The sequence below is a fragment of the Moorena sp. SIO4A5 genome (assembly GCF_010672005.1).
GTDB lineage: Bacteria > Cyanobacteriota > Cyanobacteriia > Cyanobacteriales > Coleofasciculaceae > Moorena.
The window spans coordinates 1-19,519 of record NZ_JAAHHZ010000113.1 but is presented as its reverse complement, the minus strand read 5'-3'; the positions used below and the strand labels follow the sequence as shown (position 1 = coordinate 19,519).

Genomic DNA, 19,519 nt, shown 5'->3' with positions numbered 1-19,519 from the left:
TTCTATCTGTTGTTGCTGGCTAGTGGCAGTTGAACTATTATGTTGAGTATGTTGAGCAAAAACTGGGGTAGTACAGAAAAAGAAAAGTCCCAGGGAATAAACAACGACTTTGGTAATTGTACCCATAGAAAATTGATAATAGCGACTCAAAAATCCAACTGGTCATGTTTAGCTTAACGTGATTCAGAGGATATCTGAAAAGTTTTTTGATACTGAATTTTGCCCCCCTAGCCCCCCAACTTTGGGGGGAACAAGAGTCAATTTGCTTCTAAAAGTCCCCCAAAATTGGGGGATTTAGGGGGCTTGGATGTAGCAAATAATACTTCTCAGACAACCTCTCAGGATTGCCAGGAATTAATTGACCATCACAAAATTCCAAAAGCCGATTCAAACCCCAAAATTCATCCACATCACCTTTGCCTGTACTAATGTGAGCCACATGACCCCCTTGGGGAGTTAAAATCAAGTTGGCATAGGGATTACTACTCGTGCGCTCTTCCAATTCTGGAATAATAGTAGGATCAAAAATCGGGTCATCCGCAGCATAGATGATCAAATAGGGCAAAGCTAAGCTGTCCAACAGGTAAAGTCCACTAGTCTTCTGATAGTATTCATTAACGCTAGCAAACCCGTAGTAATCAATCACCATATACTGGTCAAAGCTCCGCATTGATTTAATGCACTCCACTACACCAGGTTTGACAGCCTCAGGAAAGTTTTCTAACCGTTGTTGAGCTGTTTTCCTGAGTTTATGAGTGAACCTCTGTTCGATCAAACGTCCCATTGGCGTAGATAGCAAATAATCTATGGAGCGATTCGATTCCAGATTAGGAGCCAAAACTGCTCCAAACCTGACCAGAGAACAATTGTTTTCAACTGCGGCCTTAAGTCCCCACAATGCCAACTGTCCCCCCATGGAAAAGCCCACCAAACCGACAGGTTCTGGGCAACCCATCTTTACTAATTGCATGGCTAGCTGCAACTGATCTTCCCCTTCTCGCCAACCGTCAGAAGATGGGACTGGGGATAGTTGTGCACTGCGTCCGTTACTGCGCCAATCATAAATTAACACTGCCCAACCATTGCTGTAGGCTTTACGAGCAAGGGTACGACTATACCAACCACTATCGACATCCCCTGTAAGGGCATAGTTAACAATCAGGGTACCTTTGGCATTGTCAGGACAACTCCACAATCCGCGCAACGGTACCTGATCCGCACCAGTGAAGATGTGTTCCTGCCAGGGAATCAGGGGCAAATGGGAAAGCCAAGGTACTCTTTCCCCCCACCAACTCCAGGTCGTGCCGTACCAGTAAGTGGTAGCAATACTTTGGAATAAGCCATTTCTTAGGTACCAGGGAGCTTGGTAGTCTTGCATCAGGTTTCGTGCCTATTTGTAATTACACATCGGAGTATAAGCCCTCCTAGTTCTCTATCGCTGTGGGCAGACAACCCTTTGTTGCTCTAATTTTCAATATCTTTTTCCATCCACCGACGAGTCCCAAAAAACTGACAGGAATTGGTAGCTACCTTTGCTGCTGCGGCTAGGGCATCAGTAAACTCTTTCTGTAGAATATAGTGACAGAAGGCACCGTGAAACACATCCCCAGCTCCCAAAGTATCTACTGCTTGAATCTGGGGTACGGTTACTTCACCGGACACTCCTAAGCTGCGATACTGAATTGGTTTTTCTCCTTGGGTAATGGCAATGTGAGGAATCCCAGCGTCTAGGAGATAAGCCATCACCTCTTCTTGGTCAGAGCACCCTGGTGGATAGAAATTGGCTGAGCAAATGGCGTAATCAACATAGGGCAAAATTGTTTCAAATCCTGGCTTCCAGCTACCGCCATCCATGACTACAGGGATATGATGAGTTTTGGCAAATTTTGCGATCGCATTACTAACCACCATCTGATGACCATCAATGAGCACCACATCCACCATCAAGTCTAAATCCTGAGGTATTTGTGTACTGCTGGCTTGGATTTTAGTAGCATTAATCGAAATAACTGCGCGATCGCCTGTGGATTCCGTAACAATGATCGAAGATACTGGTGGTGGTTGGGGGTTAGCTGGATCAAGGTCAGCGATGATTACGCCATGACTGGTCAAATCGCTGCGAATTAGCTGAGTAATCGGATTAATTCCCACCAAACCGAGAATTTTAGCTAGATTCCCTAGATAGCTAAACGTTACTGCTGCATTCGTTGCTGGTCCCCCAGCCGCTACTGTATAGTCAGAAGCAGTTATTTTTTCATTGCTGCTTGGTAGGTTGGTGCTGAGGTATACCAGGTCTAAGGTAACCATCCCCACAAAAAGACCAGTGCTCGCCATCTAACAACTACCCTTAGTATGATTTTTCATCAGCCTTGTAAAGGTAAAATTGTTGACAGATCCCTACAGTTTCAAAAGAGTATGAAGGGATCAGCGTACCAACATCCAGGTCAGTGCGGTAAATACTAAAGAGCAAAAAATTTTCTCGCTTTGTGGTCTGGGCAACAACTTGCTTAATTTGGGGTCGTCCTGTATCCACCAGTATGGTACACTGACGGCGCAGGAAACTGCCTAGGGTTTCCGGTGCTTGGGGACAAACTTCTTCTTTTAGATACTTGCTCAGTTGCTCAACCGCATAATCTTCATAGGTAGCTTGTCCAGGATTGGTCACCACCATTGAGCCTCCCACCACCGCAAGTACTATAGTTCCAAAAGCGGTGACAACCTGTGAAATCTTCATCTGAATTTTTTAACGATATATTATATATTACGATGCCTATCAAGCCTTCGAGTTCCAGGTTAACTGCAAAATGGTGGTAACGTCTTGCATGTTTGATGGAAATCCCTCAGGGCAAGACAATTGCCGCCATGGTCAGCAAACCTCAGGACTCTATTCATTCCTGACTGACTGAGTAATTACCATCAAAATTTTATAGATTGTTGATAAACCAACAAATAAGATGCTATAATAAACAACGGTAAGATTATGGCGAGCGTAGCCAAGTGGTTAAGGCAGTGGATTGTGGTTCCACCACTCGCGGGTTCGAGTCCCGTCGTTCGCCCTAAAAGTCCGTGGAATGGGCATCTTGCCCGTATCCTTCCTGGCATATTGGTGGAATGGGCATCTTGGCTGTTTCAACTTTCCGGCATCTTGGTAGAACGGGGAGCCGCCTGTGGAATGGGCATCTTGCCCGTTTCATTTCCGGGCGGGCAGAATGCCCACTCTACTCCTATTCAGCGCGAAGATTCAGCAATGCCAAAAAAATGCAGAAGTAGATTCACATAATCACTTCTGCCTAAATCCTCTCAAGACGCTTAACTAGACACCAATAGAGTCTACATCCACAGTCTTGACTTCAGGGTCTTGAGAGTCATTGGCAATCTTTTCGCTTTGGCGGGCTTTGGCAAAGTCAATTAGCCACTGAGACAGCTCTGAAACGAGCAGGGTTATAACTGCGATATCATCAATTTGCCCAATGATGGGAATAAAGTCTGGGGAAATATCAATGGGGCTAAGAAAGTAAACTAGGGTTCCCAAGATGATCCACCAGCGGTACTTGGAATGGCGGATAGTGTTGCGATACCAGTTGTAAAAAGATTGAATTGGATTGTTCATCAAAATTTGCGGCTGAATACCTCATCCCATACCAAGTTGCGTGGGTAGGAAAGCCACACCTCCAACTAATGGTTTAAACGACTGGTTTTAAATGCTCATAAGCCGAGACCAGCCAAACTCGTTATCCCCAAGCGCACCTCTTGTTAAGATTTCTCCGGATTAGAAGCAACCGCACAAGCGGTTTTGCCTATAGACCGGATTGGGGAAGTCTCCGGCTCTGACGTACCAAACAGCGATGCAGCGCCGACCTGCGGGGGTTCCCCCCATGAGCGACTGCATCAAGACAGGACTCAATACTCTATAGCTACTATTTATAGTGCCAGATTCTTCCAGAAACCGACTATGGGGATAACCACCCGTTTGATTAGAGTTTTTACTAGAATTTAGGCAGTTGAAACGGGCAAGATGCCCATTCCACCATGAAACGGGCAAGATGCCCATTCCACCATGAAACGGGCAAGATGCCCATTCCACCATGAAACGGGCAAGATGCCCATTCCACCATGAAACGGGCAAGATGCCCATTCCACCATGAAACGGGCAAGATGCCCATTCCACCATGAAACGGGCAAGATGCCCATTCCACCATGAAACGGGCAAGATGCCCATTCCACCATGAAACGGGCAAGATGCCCATTCCACCATGAAACCAAAAATTGAGGCTTTACCTAATATCGAATTTGCTTATCGTGATCAGACCTTAGCCCCATGGAAATGAAATTCTTCCCCATCTCCCCATCTCCCCATCTCCCCATCTCCCCATCTCCCCATCTCCCGTTTCTCCCCATCTCCCCATCTCCCCATCTCCCCATCTCCCGTTTCTCCCCACACTCCCCGCACTACCTAAGACACTCTGTACCGGATATGCTAAAGTCCAAGTGTAAATTTCCTGACCTAATCAGTTAACTCGTGGAGAATAGGATCAGTTTCTTGGCAAGTGGTTGAAAATCAATAGAAGATTGATAAACCACTGAGTTATTTGGAAGTAAGGGCAAGTCGTGGATATTGTCGAACTTATTGCAAAAGGTGGGATCGCCATGTGGCCTCTGTTGGCTCTATCGATCCTGACTATGGGTACAATCTTTGAACGGATCTGGTTTTGGGCAACTATAGCGTTGAGGGAAGGCATAATTGTTAATCGTGTTCTAGAGGCAGCAGCTGGTAGCTGGCATGTTGCTAGACAGATTGCCCTAGAGTCACGCCGACAACCCATCGGTAGATATTTGTATGCTCCTTTACGACTGAATAATCCTGACCCAGAAGTATTCCGACTGGCTCTAGAGTCGGCTGCGGATGATGAATTAGCTGCTATGCGACGGGGAGACAAACTCCTGGAAGCTGTGATTGCTCTAGCACCACTGTTGGGATTACTTGGTACAGTGTTGGGCTTGATTAACTCATTGGGTTCCATTCGCATTAGTGACCTTGGCACAGCTTCCACCGATGGGGTGACTCAGGGGATTGGAGAATCACTGATTAGCACAGCTACAGGTTTGATTGTGGCGATTATCAGTCTGGCTTTCTATCGACTATTTCAGGCTTTTTGGTTTAACCAAGTTAAAGTGTTCCGCAAAGCTGGAAGCGAGTTGGAATTGCTTTATCGACAAGATTGGTTACAACAAGAAGAAAGCTCTTAGTCACAGGAAAAATTTATGACGAAAAAAAAGGATTCAGCTCCTTCCCCCATGGCAGTCCGTCCTCTAAGACTGCGAATGGATAGCTCGCCGGAAGAGGTTCGGGTTGAGATTGTTCCCCTGATTGATGTGATTTTTTGTATTCTGACCTTTTTCATTTTGGCAGCTGTTACTTTATCTCGCCAGCAAGCCCTGAGCGTGGATTTGCCTAAGGCAAGTACTGCTAAGGCTCAAGGACGGGAAATCTTAATGGTTAGCCTTAATGAATTTGGTCAACTCTACGTTGAACAGGAGCCAGTGGTAACCCAAGAGCAGTTCAAAAAGAAACTGCAGGCATATCGTCAAACCAATCCTTATGGGTTGATGGCTCTTTATGCTGCCAAGGAGGCTAGTTACAACGAGGTCGTTCAGGTATTGGATGTGCTACGACAAGTGGGAGGCGATCGCGTAGCCCTAGCTACTCTACCGGGATCCTCAGGTCAATCCATTGACTTTATTCCTTCCCTGCCATCGGGAACAGGTGTCCCTAAGTTTAACTCCCCTGGAAACAACTCCTCTGATGCTCTTAATGACATATTAAAGTTCTTGCCTGGAAATAAATAAGGTTGTTGGTAAGTGTGGGGAGATGGGGAGATGGGGAGATGGGGAGATGGGGAGATGGGGAGAGTGGGGAAATGGGGAGATGGGGAGATGGGGAGATGGGGAGAATTTTAGGCAAATAGTCAGGATTTTCGCGCCTATTTATCGAAACATCCCCTCATATCCGAATCACGAATTGTTAGTCATTGTCTTGATGCAAAGCGCGAGTGGGGGGAACCCCCATGAGCGACTGCATCAAGAAAGGAAATTTTGGTTTATCCCCCTATCTCCCTATCTCCCTATCCCCCTATCTCCCTATCCCCCTATCCCCCTATCTCCCTATCTCCCTATCCCCCTATCTCCCTATCCCCCTATCTCCCTATCTCCCTATCTCCCTATCTCCCTATCCCCCTATCTTCCCACACTCCCCCCTCTCTAGAGTCCTAAGCTGGAACCTCGATTTTTTGGCTTCCAGCAAGACCAAAGGCTTTATGAATAGCTTGCAATGCTCGCACTCCTTGGTCTTGGGCAACAACACAGCTAATCTTAATTTCTGAGGTGGCAATCATTTGAATATTGATTTGTTCCGAAGCTAGGGCAGCAAACATTTGTGCTGCGATCCCTGGTTGTCCAACCATGCCAGCACCGACAATACTGACTTTGGCAATATCGGCATCCAGGAGAATTTCACTACACCCAATCACTGGTGCGATCTGTTGTAGGGCTTTCTGAGCCATTTCTGCTTCGGCTTGAGGTACTGTGAAGGCAAGATCCCTGGTGGCAATTCCATTAATGATTCGACAGCGTTGGGACTGGATAATCATATCAATACTAATATTGTGCTCTGCCAAGGTTCCAAATATCTTGGCTGCCATGCCTGGACGATCGGGAATTTGACGAATGGCTAGACGGGCTTGCTTGATGTCTAGGGCTACACCTCGAACGGGGGGATGGGTGATCTCGCTGGAGTGGTCACTATCTGCTGCTTGATCTCGAATGGGTAGATGAATGGGGGTATTGTTGATATCGAAACAGTTACACAAGGCCGCGATCGCGCGATCGCATTCGAGGGCATCAATCACACAGCTGACTTTGATTTCGGAGGTGGAAATCATCTCAATGTTGACACCGGCATGGGCTAAAGCCTGGAACATCTGAGCTGCAACCCCAGGACGTCCAATCATCCCTGCTCCAGTGATCGAGACTTTAGCAATATCCCTACCGACCATTACTTCTGCTTCTTGGGTATCGGGGGTGGTTTGGCGACGCAGGGCGGGAGCAATGGCTTCGGCTACTGCTTCCGCTCGATTGATCATAGGGGTATTGACGGTAAAGGCAATATCATTAGTATTCTGTTCGTGAATGGACTGGATAATCAAATCTACATCTAGGTCTTGAACTGCAATTTCACCAAACAACCGTGCTGCTACACCAGGGGAATCGGGCACTCGTAATAGGGCTATTTTTGCCTGGTCGGTGTCATATTCTACGCTATTGACTGGTCGAGCAATTTCTAACCCCTCTAAGGAACGGGGGGGAGAGCTTGGGGAAATTACCCTAGTGCCAGGTTCATCGCTCCAGCTGGATAGGACTACTAAGGTTAAGCCATAGTTGCGTGCAATTTCTACGGCACGGGGATGGAGGACTTTTGCCCCTAAGCTAGCTAATTCCAGCATTTCATCAGCGGTAATTTCTGGCATCAGTTGAGCATCCGGTACGATCCGGGGGTCAGTGGTTAATATCCCCGGTACATCGGTATAAATTTCACACCGAGATGCCCCCAGTGCTGCGGCTAGGGCTACGGCTGAAGTATCAGAGCCACCCCGACCTAGGGTAGTGATTTCTAATTCATCAGTGCTGGTGATGCCCTGGAAACCAGCAACGACTACAACTTTCCCGTCGTTCAAACATCGCTCCAATCGCTGGGTTTCGATTTGCAGAATCCTAGCGCTACTGTGCTTAGCTTCTGTTACAATACCCACTTGAGCGCCAGTGAGGGAAATAGCTGGTTGCTCTAATTCCTGTAGGGCCATGGATAATAGAGCAATGGACACTTGCTCACCGGTGGATAGCAGCATATCCATTTCCCGACGACAGGGATTAGGGGATATGGCTTTCGCTAGTTGTACCAAACCATCGGTAGTCTTACCCATAGCGGACACCACCACTACCACGGAATTGTTTTGTTGGACTGTTTTGAGAATTCGCTGGGCAACGGCTTGTATGCGTTCCACAGAGCCCACCGAGGTACCACCGTATTTTTGGACAACTAGCGCCATAAGCTTATTCCACTATTTGTTTTTTTGTTTGACTCCCGTTTCCAGGATTGAGTGAATCGTAATGTAAGCTATCAGCTATCAGCCGTCAGCTATCAGCCGTCAGCTATCAGCTATCAGCTATCAGCTATTAGCCGTCAGGTATCAGCTGATGGGCTACGGGCACAGCCAAAGGCTTGTCGCCACGCTACTTATCGGTGCTTTTGAATAAAATAAGCTGACCGCTGACTACTGACTGCTTACATCGTAATTCCCTGGATACGTTAACAAAATCATCAATAATTGTCAACAAACAAAAATTTTTTCAGTCTCTTGTTTCTAGGGAAGCATTCAGCTTTCAGCAATCAGCTTTCAGCAATCAGCTTTTGTATCTGGGTTGTCAAGTCATCGATTGCCGAAAAATGCAAGAGGCAAGAGGCAAAATGCAAAAGATATCCGGAGTTTTATTGGACATAAAAAAAAAGACCATACAGGTTTAAAGCAAGATAGCTGACCGCTGACCGCTGACCGCTGACTACTGACCGCTGACCGCTGACTGCTTAGAAACCTTCACCAAATTAAATCAAGATACAACACAAAACCAGGCAAAACTTCTTCTCCCGATAAACTACTGGGAGACTCTAAAACTTCAACATCTCTACTTGGTCGATAAATTTCCAATTGTCGCTCTTTACGATTAATCAACCAACCTAAACGAGTGCCATTGTCTCGGTATTCTTCCATTTTTTTTCGAATTGCTGTTATGGGATCACTAGGAGAACGTAACTCAATCACAAAGTCAGGACATAGGGGCAAAAATTTCTCTTGCTGTTGAGGAGTTAAACTATTCCAGCGTGCTAAGGGTATCCAAGAAGCATCGGGAGAACGGTCTGCTCCATTGGGGAGTTTAAAACCAGTGGAAGAATCGAAAGCAATTCCCAACTTGTTTTGACGACTCCAGGCTTGAAGTTGGTAGCCTATTTCTAGATTACGGTTTCCTGTGCTGCCGCCAGTAGGTGACATAATAATTAAATCTCCATTAGCATTGCGTTCAAATTTTAAATCGTCGTTGTCTTGACAAAGCTGGAAAAATTGCTCGTCGGTAAGGTTAATTGATTGGAGATCAAGGGTTAAAGTGCTCATGATTGTTTAGGAAAGGGAGTGGGGAGTAGGGAGTAGGGAGTAGGGAGTAGGGAGTAGGGAGTAGGGAGTAGGGAGTAGGGAGTAGGGAGTAGGGAGTAGGGAGTAGGGAGTAGGGAGTAGAAACCTAAGTGTATTTTATAATTATAATTAACGCTATAGAATTGTTTTAGCGATTGACCTTTGCGACCCTAAACTATTCCGATGTTGTCCTCTAAAAATTGACTACTAATAGAATAGCTAGTGTAGGTACCTGGACAAAAATAAACCTCACAGTATTAACTTGTGTAAAGTTGCCAAAAGTCCCTCTGCTTCCTACTCCCTGCTCCCTGCTCCCTGCTCCCTGCTCCCTGCTCCCTGCTCCCTGTTCCCTGTTCCCTGTTCCCTGTTCCCTAAAAGTTGTACCTCACCAAATTGAAAACCGCTATAGTGTAGCAACTCCAATACCATAGTTTGGTCAAAAAAGACAGAACCAACGGCTGGGTTTTTTGGCGAGTTTCAACGATACCTTAGCGATAGGCGTTAAATTTGAGTAGGAAATACCACCACTATGTCTAAAACTATGACCTCTGCTGTTGTGCCTAATACTCCTCCTATACCGCCAACTCAATATGAACTTCCTTGTGATGACGGTATTCCCATGGAAACGGAACGACATAAACTTCAGATGGAATTGCTGACTGACCCGTTATACCCTTGGTTAGCCCAGCGGGAGGATGGCTATTTTGGGGGTAATATGTTTCTTTATTTCAGTACAGAACAAATTAAGAATCAAGATTTTCGAGGTCCGGATGTATTTGTAGTGCTTGGAGTTCCCAAAGCCGAACGACTAAGTTGGGTAGTTTGGGAAGAAGGTAAAGCACCTGATGTGATTATTGAGCTAATTTCTGACAGTACAGCTAACACGGATAAAACTACTAAAAAAGTAGTTTATCAAGACCAAGTCAGAGTACCAGAATATTTTTGGTACGACCCGTTTAATCCAGAGGATTTTGCCGGATTTAGGTTGCACAATGGCGTCTATCAGCCTTTAACTGAAGATGAAGAAGGACGACTAATTAGCGAAAGGTTAGGATTAGCCTTAGTCCGTTGGCAAGGGGTCTATAAAAATAATGTTGATACTACTTGGTTACGTTGGGCTACTTTAGAGGGAATTGTGCTACCTACTGCTGAAGAAATAGCAGTGCAAGCTCAACAACAAGCAGCTCAAGCTCAACAACAAGCAGCTCAAGCTCAACAACAAGCTACCCAAGCTCAACAACAAGCTATCCAAGCTCAACAACAAGCTACCCAAGCTCAACAAGAAGCAGCTCAAGCTCAACAACGAGCTGAGCAACTGGCTGCTCGTTTACGAGCTATGGGAGTAGATCCTGATCAAGTATAGCGCTACGCGCAAGTCAGAAGTTAGAAGTCAGAAGTCAGGTGTAGGGTGCGTTAGGGGAGGGATTGCCATGATATTCAAGGTCGTAGCCAGTAGCCCCGTAACGCACCACCAAAAGGTAGGAGATGCACTGAGTTTATCATCAATAAATTGGAACGAGTTGCTCGATTTTCCCGATTCCCGATTCCCGATTCCCTGCTCCCTATTCTTCATTATCAGCTCAGGTAAACGTTTTACAATGGTTCAGCAGCTACAGCCAACTACTGATGATAGTTTTTATCCCGAAAGTGACGGCAAACCTTTGGCGGACAATACTCTTCAATTTGAACTAATTACTACCATTAAGTCTGGCCTAGACCTTAGATTTAAAGATGACCCCAATGTGCTTGTAGCGGGAGATTTGTTGTGGTATCCAGTAGAAGGACAACCAAAAATTAACCAAGCACCGGATGTGATGGTGGTGATCGGTAGACCGAAAGGGCATCGGCGTTCTTACAAAACTTGGGTTGAAGATAACATTAATCCCCAGGTAGTTTTTGAAATAGCCTCACACACAAACACTATCAAAGAATTAGAAGAGGATAAACTCAAGTTTTACCAAAACCATAAAGTAGAAGAGTACTATATCTATGATCCAAATCGGACAACACTAAAAGGCTGGTTGCGTTCAGGAGAAACCTTAGAACCAATCCCCCAGATGCATGCTTGGGTTAGTCCCCGTTTAGGAATTACCTTTGAGTTAGTAGAGTCAGAATTGGTACTGTATTATCCTAATGGTGAGCGGTTTGCGAGCTATTTGGAAATTGTTGAACTCAAAGAGCAAGCGGAGAAAGCTCTAGATCAAGAAAGAAGTCGTATGCAATCATTGCTGGAACAATTGAAAGCGAAAGGGATAGATCCAGAGGATTTTGAGCTTTGACTGCTTTTAAGCTTTCACCAAATTAAATCAAGATACAGCACAAAACCAGGCAAAACTTCTTCTCCCGATAAACGAGTGGGAGACTCTAAAACTTCAACCTCTTTACTTGGTCGATAAATTTCGACTTGTCGCTCTTTGCGATTAATCAACCAACCTAAACGAGTGCCATTGTCTCGGTATTCTTCCATTTTTTTTCGAATTGCTGTTAAGGTATCACTAGGAGAACGTAATTCAATCACAAAGTCAGGACATAGGGGCAAAAATTTCTCTTGCTGTTGAGGAGTTAAACTATTCCAGCTTTGTAATGGTATCCAAGATGCATCCGGAGAACGGTCGGCACCATTGGGGAGTTTAAAACCAGTGGAAGAATCGAAAGCAATTCCCAACTTGTTTTGACGGCTCCAGCCTTGAAGTTGGTAGCCTATTTCTAGATTACGGTTTCCTGTGCTGCCGCCAGTAGGTGACATAATAATTAAATCTCCATTAGCATTGCGTTCAAATTTTAAATCATGGTTGTCTTGACAAAGCTGGAAAAATTGCTCGTCGGTAAGGTTAATTGATTGGAAATCAAGGGTTAAGGAAGTCATGATTGTTTAGGAAAGGGAGTCGGGAGTCGGGAGTCGGGAGTAGGGAGTAGGGAGAAGAAACTTGACTGTAGATTATAAGTATAGATAATTATACTTGACGCTATAGAGTTGTTTTAGTGATTGACCTTGGCCTTTGGGCCACGCTTGGCCATAGGCCAAGCTGCGCGAACGCGAATGGTCACGCTACGCTCCGGAAGCGTTTCGGCAAAGCCGACGCTACGCGAACGCAAAGCGTGGCCTATGGCCTCAGCTTCCGCGCTTATGCGAACGCCTCATCACTACCCAGCCCAAATAAAAAAACATATAACCAAACAGTAAAATAAAGTCAGGAAATGCGATTGACCTTTGGTCACGCTACGCTCCGGAAGCGTTTCGGCAAAGCCGACGCTACGCGAACGCAAAGCGTGGCCTATGGCCTCAGCTTCCGCGCTTATGCGATCGCATTTCCCTACTCCCTACTCCCTACTCCCTACTCCCTACTCCCTACTCCCTACTCCCTACTCCTTACTCCCTACTCCCTACTCCCTACTCCCTACTCCCTACTCCCTACTCCCTTACAAAAAAAATAGCCGCAGAAATACTATCCACGGCCAGATGAACCGATACTTTTTAGCTACCAAAGTCTACCAAGATAAACTTTAGCCCGCCAATGCAAGATGCTTTCACATCCAGGGGGTATCTCCCAAAGCTCTCAGGAATATCCCACGAGCGCCATAAAAATGTCAACAAAGTTGGTTCCACCGGGATAGAGAGCGCAACTATTAAACCCTTGGTTTTCGGCTTTAATTTAAGTTACATAATAATCCCTGTCGGTGTTACCCTAATTTAAGTCTAACAAATAAGCAGTAAGATTTTTTGGTAGACTCTGCGACATTTTCTCTAGCTGTTTACTAACCTTATGTAATTCAGATTTCGCACCATTCCAGACATGCTCCCATGGGAGCAAACCCGATGGTTTTGCCAGGGGGCTTTGCCCCCCAGCAAGTTAATAGCTTAACCCAGAGTTAAGTATTTCGTCATCATCGTAATAAATTCTCCAGGAAGTCCCGTCGGCTGCAGAGGAGTCCACTCGACAATTTCCGCATAACCCACTACATGGAGAGTATGCATGGTGTTGATTATGGCCTTGCGAGACCCCTTCAAAATATGCTGAACCGGGTATTTTTTTGGAAAGGATTCTTGAGGATTATTACTAGGAGTTATATCCTCGGGATTAGTCTCTGGGTTTGGGCGAAATTCGGAATCCATAATGGTCACCTTTTGCTTGTTGTTAGTATATGATAATCATAACTATTATAATTGTAGTTGTCAAGGGTTTTTAGAAATTTTTTTTACAGCAAATTTCGCCCACCGCTAAGTTGAGTTAAAGTCCCCCAGAATTGGGGGATTTAGGGGGCAAATTCGTAAGCCCTAAAAATTAGAGACGCTCTATTGAACGTCTCGAAAAAGCTACTCTTTTCTCGCAGTTATCAGGTACGCTTTTCCACCTCAAAGTCCCCCTTATTAAGGGGGACCAACGGGGGATCAATTTGAGGGGATTAAGGGGGACCAAAGGGGGATAATAGGTACCTTATGGGATATATAATTGCTAGATTGTGACTATAGCTTTCTCCATAATTATTAGGTACAGTTTGCCTTGAGTAGGGATCCCCCCTAACCCCCCTTAATAAGGGGGGGACTTTAATAAGGGGGGAATATGATTCACTATTCCCTGTTCCCTATTCCCTATTCCCTAAATTTTGCACCTCACTGAATTGAAAACCGCTATAGCAAATACTCCTATTCTATTCCTTCAATCCTATCTTCAACCTCCTGATACAATTCGCGCAACAGCTGTAAATTACTTTCACTAGTTTCCCAATAGCCACGGCCATTAACTTCCAATAAGGTAGAGACTACTTTACGGAAGGAATTGGGATTCAAATTCATTAACCGCTGACGCATTTCTTCATCCTGGATAAAGGTAGTATTCACATCTTCATAAACCCAGTTATCTACTGCATCAGCCGTTGCACTCCAACCCATAGTATTCACTAAGCGTTTGGAAAGTTCACGGACCCCTTCATAGCCATGATTCAACATGCCCTCGTACCACTTGGGATTAAGTAACTTAGTCCGGGCATCTAAACGGACGGTTTCTGATAGGGTGCGAACCTGAGCATTAGCAGTAGTAGTATCAGCAATGTAAGCAGTTGGTTTCTTACCATCGTTGCGCAAGTTGGCTACTACCTTAGTGGGGTCAGAATCAAAGTAATGAGAAACATCAGTAAGGCTAATTTCCGATGAATCAAGATTCTGGAAGGTAACATCAGCAGTTTTCAAGGCGGACTCAAAAATCTTCTGACTCTGTGCCATGGTGCCTGGGTTATCGGAAGAGAAAGCAAAGGATTTGCGACTGAGATACATATTCTGTAACTCGGCTTCTTCTTCCCAGGTGCTGTTTTCCACAGCTAAATTAACATTGGAGGCATAGGAACCAGACGCATTGGAGAATACCCGAGTCGCAGCTTGCCGTAGATTAATCCCCATCTCTTGAGCTTGTTGCAAACTGTGTTTCCGCACAAAATTCATTTCCAGGGGTTCATCGGCTTCTGCGGCCATTTTCACCCCTTGGTCGAGTAAATTCATCTGATTGATGAACAAATCCCGGAAGACACCGGAACAGTTTACTACCACATCAATCCGAGGACGACCTAACTCTTCTAAGGGAATTAGTTCTAATTTATTCACCCGTCCCAAGGCATCGGGCACTGGCTTAACCCCGACCATCCATAGAATTTGGGCTAGGGATTCCCCGTAGGTCTTAATATTATCGGTACCCCATAGCACACAGGCAATGGTTTCTGGCCAAGCCCCATCATTATCTCGCTTTTGCCGTGCCAACAGTCGGTCTACTACGATTTTGGCAGATTTCACTGCTGCTAGGGTGGGAATGGATTGGGGGTCGAGGGCGTGAATATTCTTACCGGTCGGTAGCACATCGGGATTTCGGATCGGGTCACCACCAGGACCTGGCAGCACATATTCCCCATCTAAGGCTTGGAGCATTGCTCCTAATTCGTTGTCTGCTACTATCTGCTGTAAACAGAATTCCAGATAGTCAAACAGAGGCTTGATCGCTTCGGAATCTACTTTGGTATATCCTAGATTGTGCAAAGCTTCTAGCCAAGGTGCTTTTTTACCAAGGTTGAGGAAGTTGAGTTTAGAGACTTTAGAGACTCGTCCATCGCTGTCGATTTGAGCTTGAACCATAGCACTAACAGCAGCACGGGTAGCTTGGGTGATATCTTGCAACAATTCCACATCAGCTAAGATGCCTTGGTCATTGTTGCTGTAAATTTCATCAATCTCTCGCTCAATACTGTTAGCAATAATCCGGGGTAAACCGATGATTTCGTCTTCGCTACGGTCTAAGTTAGCAATATTGACTAGAGTTGCGATCGCTTCTTCTGCGGTTGGTGGCTTACCAATCACATGCAACCCACAGGGTAACAACCTTGACTCAATTTCCATCAAGCGGCGGTACACCTGACCGACCAAGGTATCCCGTTCTTCCGCACTCAGCTCCTTAGCATCTTGGTCGGGCAAGGCAATATCTTGATCAAGATTCACCAAGCGGCACTTATCCATAATGGTGTTAACAATGGGAACACCGCGCCCAGTATCTTTGAGAGTTTGATAAGACCCAATTAACTCACTGAGTTCCTTTAACCCCTTATATAATCCAGCATTTTCTGCCGGTGGAGTCAGATAGGATATGGTTTCAGCGTAGCTGCGGCGCTTGGCAATGGTTGCTTCACTAGGATTATTGGCAGCATAGTAGTACAGATTAGGAATAGAACCAATTAAATTATCTGGATAACAGTCTCCAGACATCCCCATCTGTTTCCCTGGCATAAATTCTAGAGACCCATGAGTTCCAAAGTGCAGCACAGCATCCGCTTGCCAGATTTGTTCTAAATAGGTGTAATAGGCAGCAAAGCCATGGTGAGGACTTGCGGAACGGGAGAACAACAGTAGCATTGGGTCTCCTTCATACCCAAAGGTAGGTTGTACTCCAATGAATACCTTCCCGAAGTGCTTGCCGTAGATTAACAAGTTTTGTCCATCACTATTAAGATTTCCTGGTGGTGGTCCCCAGTTTTCCTCTAAGCGAGTGGAGTAGGGAGTAAACCGTTCATACTCCATCACCGACATCCGGTGAGCAATATTCAATTCTGGACTAGCGTACTGAGCTTGGGCATCATGGATCACCTCTTGCATCAGTGCCTCAGCAGATTCCGGCAAGTCTTGGACATCATAACCATTGTTGTTTAGGGCTTCCATCACTTTATAGATGGAACCAAATACATCAAGATAGGCCGCTGACCCAACATTGCCTTTATCTGGGGGAAAGCTAAAGACTGTGATCGCAATTTTCTTCTCAAGCTTGGGCTTACGGCGCAAATTCGCCCATTTCATCACCCGTCGGGCTACTGATTCAATCCGGTCCTGTAACGCAATGGATTTTCCAGTTGCGCCATCCCGTCCGGATAGGATAATTGGTTCAATGGCACCATCCAGCTCTGGAATGGCAATTTGCAATGCTACTTGAATCGGGTGCAGTCCCAATTCACTATCTTCCCACTCTTCCGTAGTTTGGAAGACTAAGGGAAGTGTAACCATATACGGGCGATTGAGGCGTTTTAAGGATTCAATAGCTTTGGGATGGTCTTGCCGTGCTGGACCTCCTACTAAAGCAAAGCCGGTTAGAGATACCACAGCATCCACTAAGGGGACTACGGTTTTGCCATGTTCCTCAGAAAAATAGGTATCTACAGGTTTAGAGAAATCCAGACCACCAGCAAAGATGGGAATCACCCTTGCTCCCATGGCTTCGAGTTCCTGCACCATGGCTACATAATGGGCATCATCCCCTGTCACTAGGTGAGTGCGTTGCAGGACTAAACCAATACAGGGAGCAAGAGGGTCTTTTAAGTCTGTTGAGATATCTTGACGGCTACTATGCCAGTTCAGGTATTCCTTGACATCTTCAAACATTTCCGGTGCTAGAGGATGCCAAACCCCCATATCTGGGTAAACCACTGGGTCTTTGAATTGGACAGAGGTTTCGCTGTTTTTCTTCTCGCGCTTAAATACATACTTATCTGCTAGCATCAGCAAGAAGTTTTCCAGGTTATCAGAAGACCCCCCTAGCCAATACTGGAAACTGAGCATGAAGTTGCGAGCATCCTGAGCTTTGTCCATGGGCATATACTTCAGGACTTTCGGTAAGGTCTGCAACAGCTTGAGCATACTGTCTTGGAAGGAAGACCCAGATTTTTTCTTGCGCTTACGCATGAATTGTGCGATCGCACTCTTGGATTGCCCCAAATTGGCCATGGAGAAGCTACCTAATTTATTCAGGCGCATCACTTTCGGCATTGATGGAAATACGACTGCGGCATCCAAGCGATCGCGATTGGGTTGTACAGCGGCTACTACCTTCTCGGCCAAGTCTTCTATGAAAATTAGTGACGCGATAAAGATATTCGCTTCTGCTATATCCCGTTGGAAGTCTTCATAGTTTTCTGGGTCACGGAGTTCCTCAATGAGGTAGCCGCTGATTTCAATAGCGATATCTGGTTGATTTTGATTAATTGAGCGAACAGCAGCTGATAATGCACTTTGGTACTGCGGTTCTAGCACGACATAGACCACCTTCAGCAAATGACGCCCATTCAAGGCTTCCGGGGTGATGTGTCTAATGGTGGACTTGACGTGAGTGAACATGCGGCTAGGTCTCCTTCCTGATTATTCGTTATCTGTGCCTTACCTTGAGTGGCGGTAAGTGGCTGATCACCTTTGATAGTTTTGATCGTATTTAGATTTTATTGACAGATGTGCTATCTAACGTCTCTACCAGTGACCACTCACTCTTGGTTGGGATGGTTTTGTTTTGCCAACTAAAGAGTTTCTATCAAAAAACGTATACTTTCAGGGAGTTTCAGCCGTTATCTGATACAATTCGATATAAAAATTACTGATTTTTGTAAAATTACTTAACAATTACTGAAGTACTAAATCAGCTTACCTTAAAAAAAATAAACAATAAAAATCATTGACAAAAGTCAGCTTAGTTGTATATATAAGGAAAATTTATCGATTGATAAAACTATTACTTATCGTTCCTCCTTAATTATTACTTAAGATTTTAAGGGCTTACGGAGTAAGTCCTGATTTAGTAATCTTTGCCTTGAGTAAAGCCACATAGTCATAATCAGGAGTGGGGAAGAGTGCCAGCAGCAGATATTTTAGTTATGTCCAATGGCCCAGGAGAGTTGACCACCTGGGTGCGACCAGTGGTGAAGGCATTGCGGCAAACTCTAGGGAATGACCGTTCATTACTCCGGATATCGGTAGTGCTATCTCCTTGCCCTCATGCCACGGGCAAAGAAGATGCGATCGCAAAATCCTACCCAGAAGTAGACCGGGTTCAGGCAGCAGAGGATTTTTTGCCATTCTTGTTGTGGGGCAAGACAGCGGAAAACTGGGACTGGCATCCAAAAGGGGTTGTTCTATTCCTAGGGGGAGACCAATTTTTCCCAGTAGTGATTAGTAAGCGCTTAGGGTATCGCAGTGTTGTCTATGCCGAGTGGGATGCTCGTTGGTACCGCTGGATTGACCACTTTGGCGTGATGAAACCCGATATTATCGCTCAAGTGCCTAAGAACTATGCCCACAAATTCACCATAGTGGGGGATTTAATGGCAGAGATTAGAGGGTTACAGGTTAATAAGGGGTTACAGGTTGCAGGTTCTCAGGTTAATCAGGAGTTACAGGTTACTCAGGGGTTGAAGGTTACAGGTTCTCAGATTGCAAGTTTAACGGAAGATACCCTTGAACATTCCACTGAAGTGATCGCACTATTACCGGGGTCAAAACCAGCCAAACTAGCTCAGGGAGTGCCTTTGTCTTTAGCGATCGCTGAACACATTCATAGGGCTAGACCCCAAACTCGCTTTGTGATTCCCGTTGCTCCTACCATAGATCTCAAAACATTAGCCAAATTTGCCAATCGTGATCACAATCCCATTATTAACAAGACAGGATGGTCAGAGGCACAACTTATATATAAAGTTGATAACGACTCGGTGATTAATCCAGGGTTACAGGTTAAGGGGTTACAAGTTAACGGGTTACAGGTTAACGGGTTACAAGTTAACGGGTTACAGGTTAACGGGTTACAAGTTACAGGTTCAAACTCCGATAACCTACCCTACCGGAACGCCAAAGGCGAACAACCTCCTAACCTTCAACCAGCTAACCTTCAACCAGCTAACCTTCAACCAGCTAACCTTCAACCAGCTAACCTTCAACCAGCTAACCTTCAACCAGCTAACCTTCAACCAGCTAACCTTCAACCAGCTAACCT

19 protein-coding genes, 1 tRNA gene and 2 pseudogenes are annotated in these 19,519 nt (G+C 45.5%); 12 read left to right on the top strand and 10 right to left on the bottom strand.

Features of this window, described 5'->3' with window-relative positions; genetic code table 11:
- Nucleotides 1-268: 268 nt before the first annotated feature.
- The 3 genes from F6K57_RS26185 to F6K57_RS26175 form a co-directional block, all read right to left on the bottom strand.
- Entirely contained in the window at nucleotides 269-1,378 is a 1,110-nt protein-coding gene (locus F6K57_RS26185) for an alpha/beta fold hydrolase (protein ID WP_293071469.1), read from the bottom strand.
- Nucleotides 1,379-1,464: 86 nt separating this feature from the next.
- Nucleotides 1,465-2,334 (bottom strand): sugar kinase, encoded by an 870-nt coding sequence (locus F6K57_RS26180; protein ID WP_293071468.1) that lies wholly within the window; start codon nucleotides 2,332-2,334, stop codon nucleotides 1,465-1,467.
- Nucleotides 2,335-2,347: 13 nt separating this feature from the next.
- Complete coding sequence (locus F6K57_RS26175) at nucleotides 2,348-2,734, bottom strand: DUF4359 domain-containing protein (RefSeq protein WP_293071467.1); 387 nt, start codon at nucleotides 2,732-2,734, stop codon at nucleotides 2,348-2,350.
- Nucleotides 2,735-2,983: 249 nt separating this feature from the next.
- Between F6K57_RS26175 and F6K57_RS26170 the strand changes: the two genes are divergently transcribed.
- A tRNA-His gene (locus tag F6K57_RS26170) sits at nucleotides 2,984-3,056 on the top strand.
- A gap of 47 nt (nucleotides 3,057-3,103) precedes the next feature.
- Complete coding sequence (locus tag F6K57_RS26165; protein WP_293071466.1) at nucleotides 3,104-3,280, top strand: hypothetical protein; 177 nt, start codon at nucleotides 3,104-3,106, stop codon at nucleotides 3,278-3,280.
- A gap of 33 nt (nucleotides 3,281-3,313) precedes the next feature.
- Here F6K57_RS26165 and F6K57_RS26160 read toward each other — a convergent pair whose 3' ends face one another.
- Nucleotides 3,314-3,610, bottom strand: coding sequence for a YkvA family protein (locus tag F6K57_RS26160; RefSeq protein ID WP_075897075.1), 297 nt, complete (start codon nucleotides 3,608-3,610; stop codon nucleotides 3,314-3,316).
- Nucleotides 3,611-3,769: 159 nt separating this feature from the next.
- Nucleotides 3,770-4,255, bottom strand: coding sequence for a hypothetical protein (locus F6K57_RS26155; protein ID WP_293071465.1), 486 nt, complete (start codon nucleotides 4,253-4,255; stop codon nucleotides 3,770-3,772).
- Nucleotides 4,256-4,608: 353 nt separating this feature from the next.
- Between F6K57_RS26155 and F6K57_RS26150 the strand changes: the two are divergent.
- The 3 genes and pseudogenes from F6K57_RS26150 to F6K57_RS26140 all read left to right on the top strand — a co-directional run.
- Nucleotides 4,609-5,217: pseudogene (locus F6K57_RS26150) on the top strand (MotA/TolQ/ExbB proton channel family protein); the annotation flags it as partial.
- A 45-nt stretch (nucleotides 5,218-5,262) separates the two neighbouring features.
- The gene (locus tag F6K57_RS26145) at nucleotides 5,263-5,847 is read left to right on the top strand and encodes a biopolymer transporter ExbD (RefSeq protein ID WP_293023180.1); all 585 of its coding nucleotides are present in this window, start codon (nucleotides 5,263-5,265) and stop codon (nucleotides 5,845-5,847) included.
- Nucleotides 5,848-5,893: 46 nt separating this feature from the next.
- Nucleotides 5,894-6,262 carry a hypothetical protein gene (locus tag F6K57_RS26140; RefSeq protein ID WP_293071464.1) on the top strand — a complete coding sequence of 123 codons (369 nt, stop codon included), beginning with the start codon at nucleotides 5,894-5,896 and terminating at the stop codon, nucleotides 6,260-6,262.
- Between the two features lie 4 nt (nucleotides 6,263-6,266).
- On the opposite strand, the gene F6K57_RS26135 is transcribed toward F6K57_RS26140, so the two are convergent.
- Complete coding sequence (locus F6K57_RS26135) at nucleotides 6,267-8,102, bottom strand: aspartate kinase (RefSeq protein ID WP_293071463.1); 1,836 nt, start codon at nucleotides 8,100-8,102, stop codon at nucleotides 6,267-6,269.
- 51 nt (nucleotides 8,103-8,153) lie between these two features.
- Here F6K57_RS26135 and F6K57_RS26130 point away from each other — a divergent pair, with 51 nt between their 5' ends.
- Nucleotides 8,154-8,306, top strand: coding sequence for a hypothetical protein (locus F6K57_RS26130; RefSeq protein WP_198954250.1), 153 nt, complete (start codon nucleotides 8,154-8,156; stop codon nucleotides 8,304-8,306).
- Nucleotides 8,307-8,648: 342 nt separating this feature from the next.
- Here the strand turns inward: F6K57_RS26130 and F6K57_RS26125 are convergent, their stop codons facing one another.
- Nucleotides 8,649-9,221, bottom strand: a complete 573-nt coding sequence (locus F6K57_RS26125) for a Uma2 family endonuclease (protein ID WP_293047888.1) — start codon at nucleotides 9,219-9,221, stop codon at nucleotides 8,649-8,651.
- 290 nt (nucleotides 9,222-9,511) lie between these two features.
- Here F6K57_RS26125 and F6K57_RS26120 point away from each other — a divergent pair, with 290 nt between their 5' ends.
- The 3 genes from F6K57_RS26120 (at nucleotide 9,512) to F6K57_RS26110 (ending at nucleotide 11,518) form a co-directional block, all read left to right on the top strand.
- Nucleotides 9,512-9,670 (top strand): hypothetical protein, encoded by a 159-nt coding sequence (locus F6K57_RS26120; RefSeq protein ID WP_293071462.1) that lies wholly within the window; start codon nucleotides 9,512-9,514, stop codon nucleotides 9,668-9,670.
- A 98-nt stretch (nucleotides 9,671-9,768) separates the two neighbouring features.
- A complete protein-coding gene (locus F6K57_RS26115) occupies nucleotides 9,769-10,602 on the top strand; it encodes a Uma2 family endonuclease (RefSeq protein ID WP_293071461.1) in 834 nt (277 codons plus the stop codon).
- A gap of 235 nt (nucleotides 10,603-10,837) precedes the next feature.
- The gene (locus F6K57_RS26110) at nucleotides 10,838-11,518 is read left to right on the top strand and encodes a Uma2 family endonuclease (protein ID WP_293071470.1); all 681 of its coding nucleotides are present in this window, start codon (nucleotides 10,838-10,840) and stop codon (nucleotides 11,516-11,518) included.
- 14 nt (nucleotides 11,519-11,532) lie between these two features.
- Here the strand turns inward: F6K57_RS26110 and F6K57_RS26105 are convergent, their stop codons facing one another.
- Nucleotides 11,533-12,105 carry a Uma2 family endonuclease gene (locus F6K57_RS26105; protein WP_293071460.1) on the bottom strand — a complete coding sequence of 191 codons (573 nt, stop codon included), beginning with the start codon at nucleotides 12,103-12,105 and terminating at the stop codon, nucleotides 11,533-11,535.
- 120 nt (nucleotides 12,106-12,225) lie between these two features.
- Here F6K57_RS26105 and F6K57_RS26100 point away from each other — a divergent pair, with 120 nt between their 5' ends.
- On the top strand, nucleotides 12,226-12,423 hold the full coding sequence (locus F6K57_RS26100) for a hypothetical protein (protein WP_293071459.1): 198 nt from the start codon (nucleotides 12,226-12,228) through the stop codon (nucleotides 12,421-12,423).
- A 27-nt stretch (nucleotides 12,424-12,450) separates the two neighbouring features.
- Entirely contained in the window at nucleotides 12,451-12,747 is a 297-nt protein-coding gene (locus F6K57_RS26095) for a hypothetical protein (RefSeq protein ID WP_293071458.1), read from the top strand.
- A gap of 351 nt (nucleotides 12,748-13,098) precedes the next feature.
- Here the strand turns inward: F6K57_RS26095 and F6K57_RS26090 are convergent, their stop codons facing one another.
- Together F6K57_RS26090 and F6K57_RS26085 are read right to left on the bottom strand one after the other, a co-directional pair.
- A complete protein-coding gene (locus F6K57_RS26090; RefSeq protein WP_293023148.1) occupies nucleotides 13,099-13,353 on the bottom strand; it encodes a hypothetical protein in 255 nt (84 codons plus the stop codon).
- Between the two features lie 531 nt (nucleotides 13,354-13,884).
- Nucleotides 13,885-17,877 carry a magnesium chelatase subunit H gene (locus tag F6K57_RS26085; RefSeq protein ID WP_293071457.1) on the bottom strand — a complete coding sequence of 1,331 codons (3,993 nt, stop codon included), beginning with the start codon at nucleotides 17,875-17,877 and terminating at the stop codon, nucleotides 13,885-13,887.
- A 527-nt stretch (nucleotides 17,878-18,404) separates the two neighbouring features.
- Between F6K57_RS26085 and F6K57_RS26080 the strand changes: the two are divergent.
- A pseudogene (locus F6K57_RS26080) lies at nucleotides 18,405-19,519 on the top strand (hypothetical protein); the annotation flags it as partial.

Bases quoted from the DNA above. Each gene is read 5' to 3' on its own strand.
- F6K57_RS26185 (WP_293071469.1), bottom strand. From the start codon at position 1,378: ATGCAAGACTACCAAGCTCCCTGGTACCTAAGAAATGGCTTATTCCAA.
- F6K57_RS26180 (WP_293071468.1), bottom strand. From the start codon at position 2,334: ATGGCGAGCACTGGTCTTTTTGTGGGGATGGTTACCTTAGACCTGGTA.
- F6K57_RS26175 (WP_293071467.1), bottom strand. From the start codon at position 2,734: ATGAAGATTTCACAGGTTGTCACCGCTTTTGGAACTATAGTACTTGCG.
- F6K57_RS26160 (WP_075897075.1), bottom strand. From the start codon at position 3,610: ATGAACAATCCAATTCAATCTTTTTACAACTGGTATCGCAACACTATC.
- F6K57_RS26155 (WP_293071465.1), bottom strand. From the start codon at position 4,255: ATGGTGGAATGGGCATCTTGCCCGTTTCATGGTGGAATGGGCATCTTG.
- F6K57_RS26145 (WP_293023180.1), top strand. From the start codon at position 5,263: ATGACGAAAAAAAAGGATTCAGCTCCTTCCCCCATGGCAGTCCGTCCT.
- F6K57_RS26140 (WP_293071464.1), top strand. From the start codon at position 5,894: ATGGGGAGATGGGGAGAGTGGGGAAATGGGGAGATGGGGAGATGGGGA.
- F6K57_RS26135 (WP_293071463.1), bottom strand. From the start codon at position 8,102: ATGGCGCTAGTTGTCCAAAAATACGGTGGTACCTCGGTGGGCTCTGTG.
- F6K57_RS26125 (WP_293047888.1), bottom strand. From the start codon at position 9,221: ATGAGCACTTTAACCCTTGATCTCCAATCAATTAACCTTACCGACGAG.
- F6K57_RS26115 (WP_293071461.1), top strand. From the start codon at position 9,769: ATGTCTAAAACTATGACCTCTGCTGTTGTGCCTAATACTCCTCCTATA.
- F6K57_RS26110 (WP_293071470.1), top strand. From the start codon at position 10,838: ATGGTTCAGCAGCTACAGCCAACTACTGATGATAGTTTTTATCCCGAA.
- F6K57_RS26105 (WP_293071460.1), bottom strand. From the start codon at position 12,105: ATGACTTCCTTAACCCTTGATTTCCAATCAATTAACCTTACCGACGAG.
- F6K57_RS26090 (WP_293023148.1), bottom strand. From the start codon at position 13,353: ATGGATTCCGAATTTCGCCCAAACCCAGAGACTAATCCCGAGGATATA.
- F6K57_RS26085 (WP_293071457.1), bottom strand. From the start codon at position 17,877: ATGTTCACTCACGTCAAGTCCACCATTAGACACATCACCCCGGAAGCC.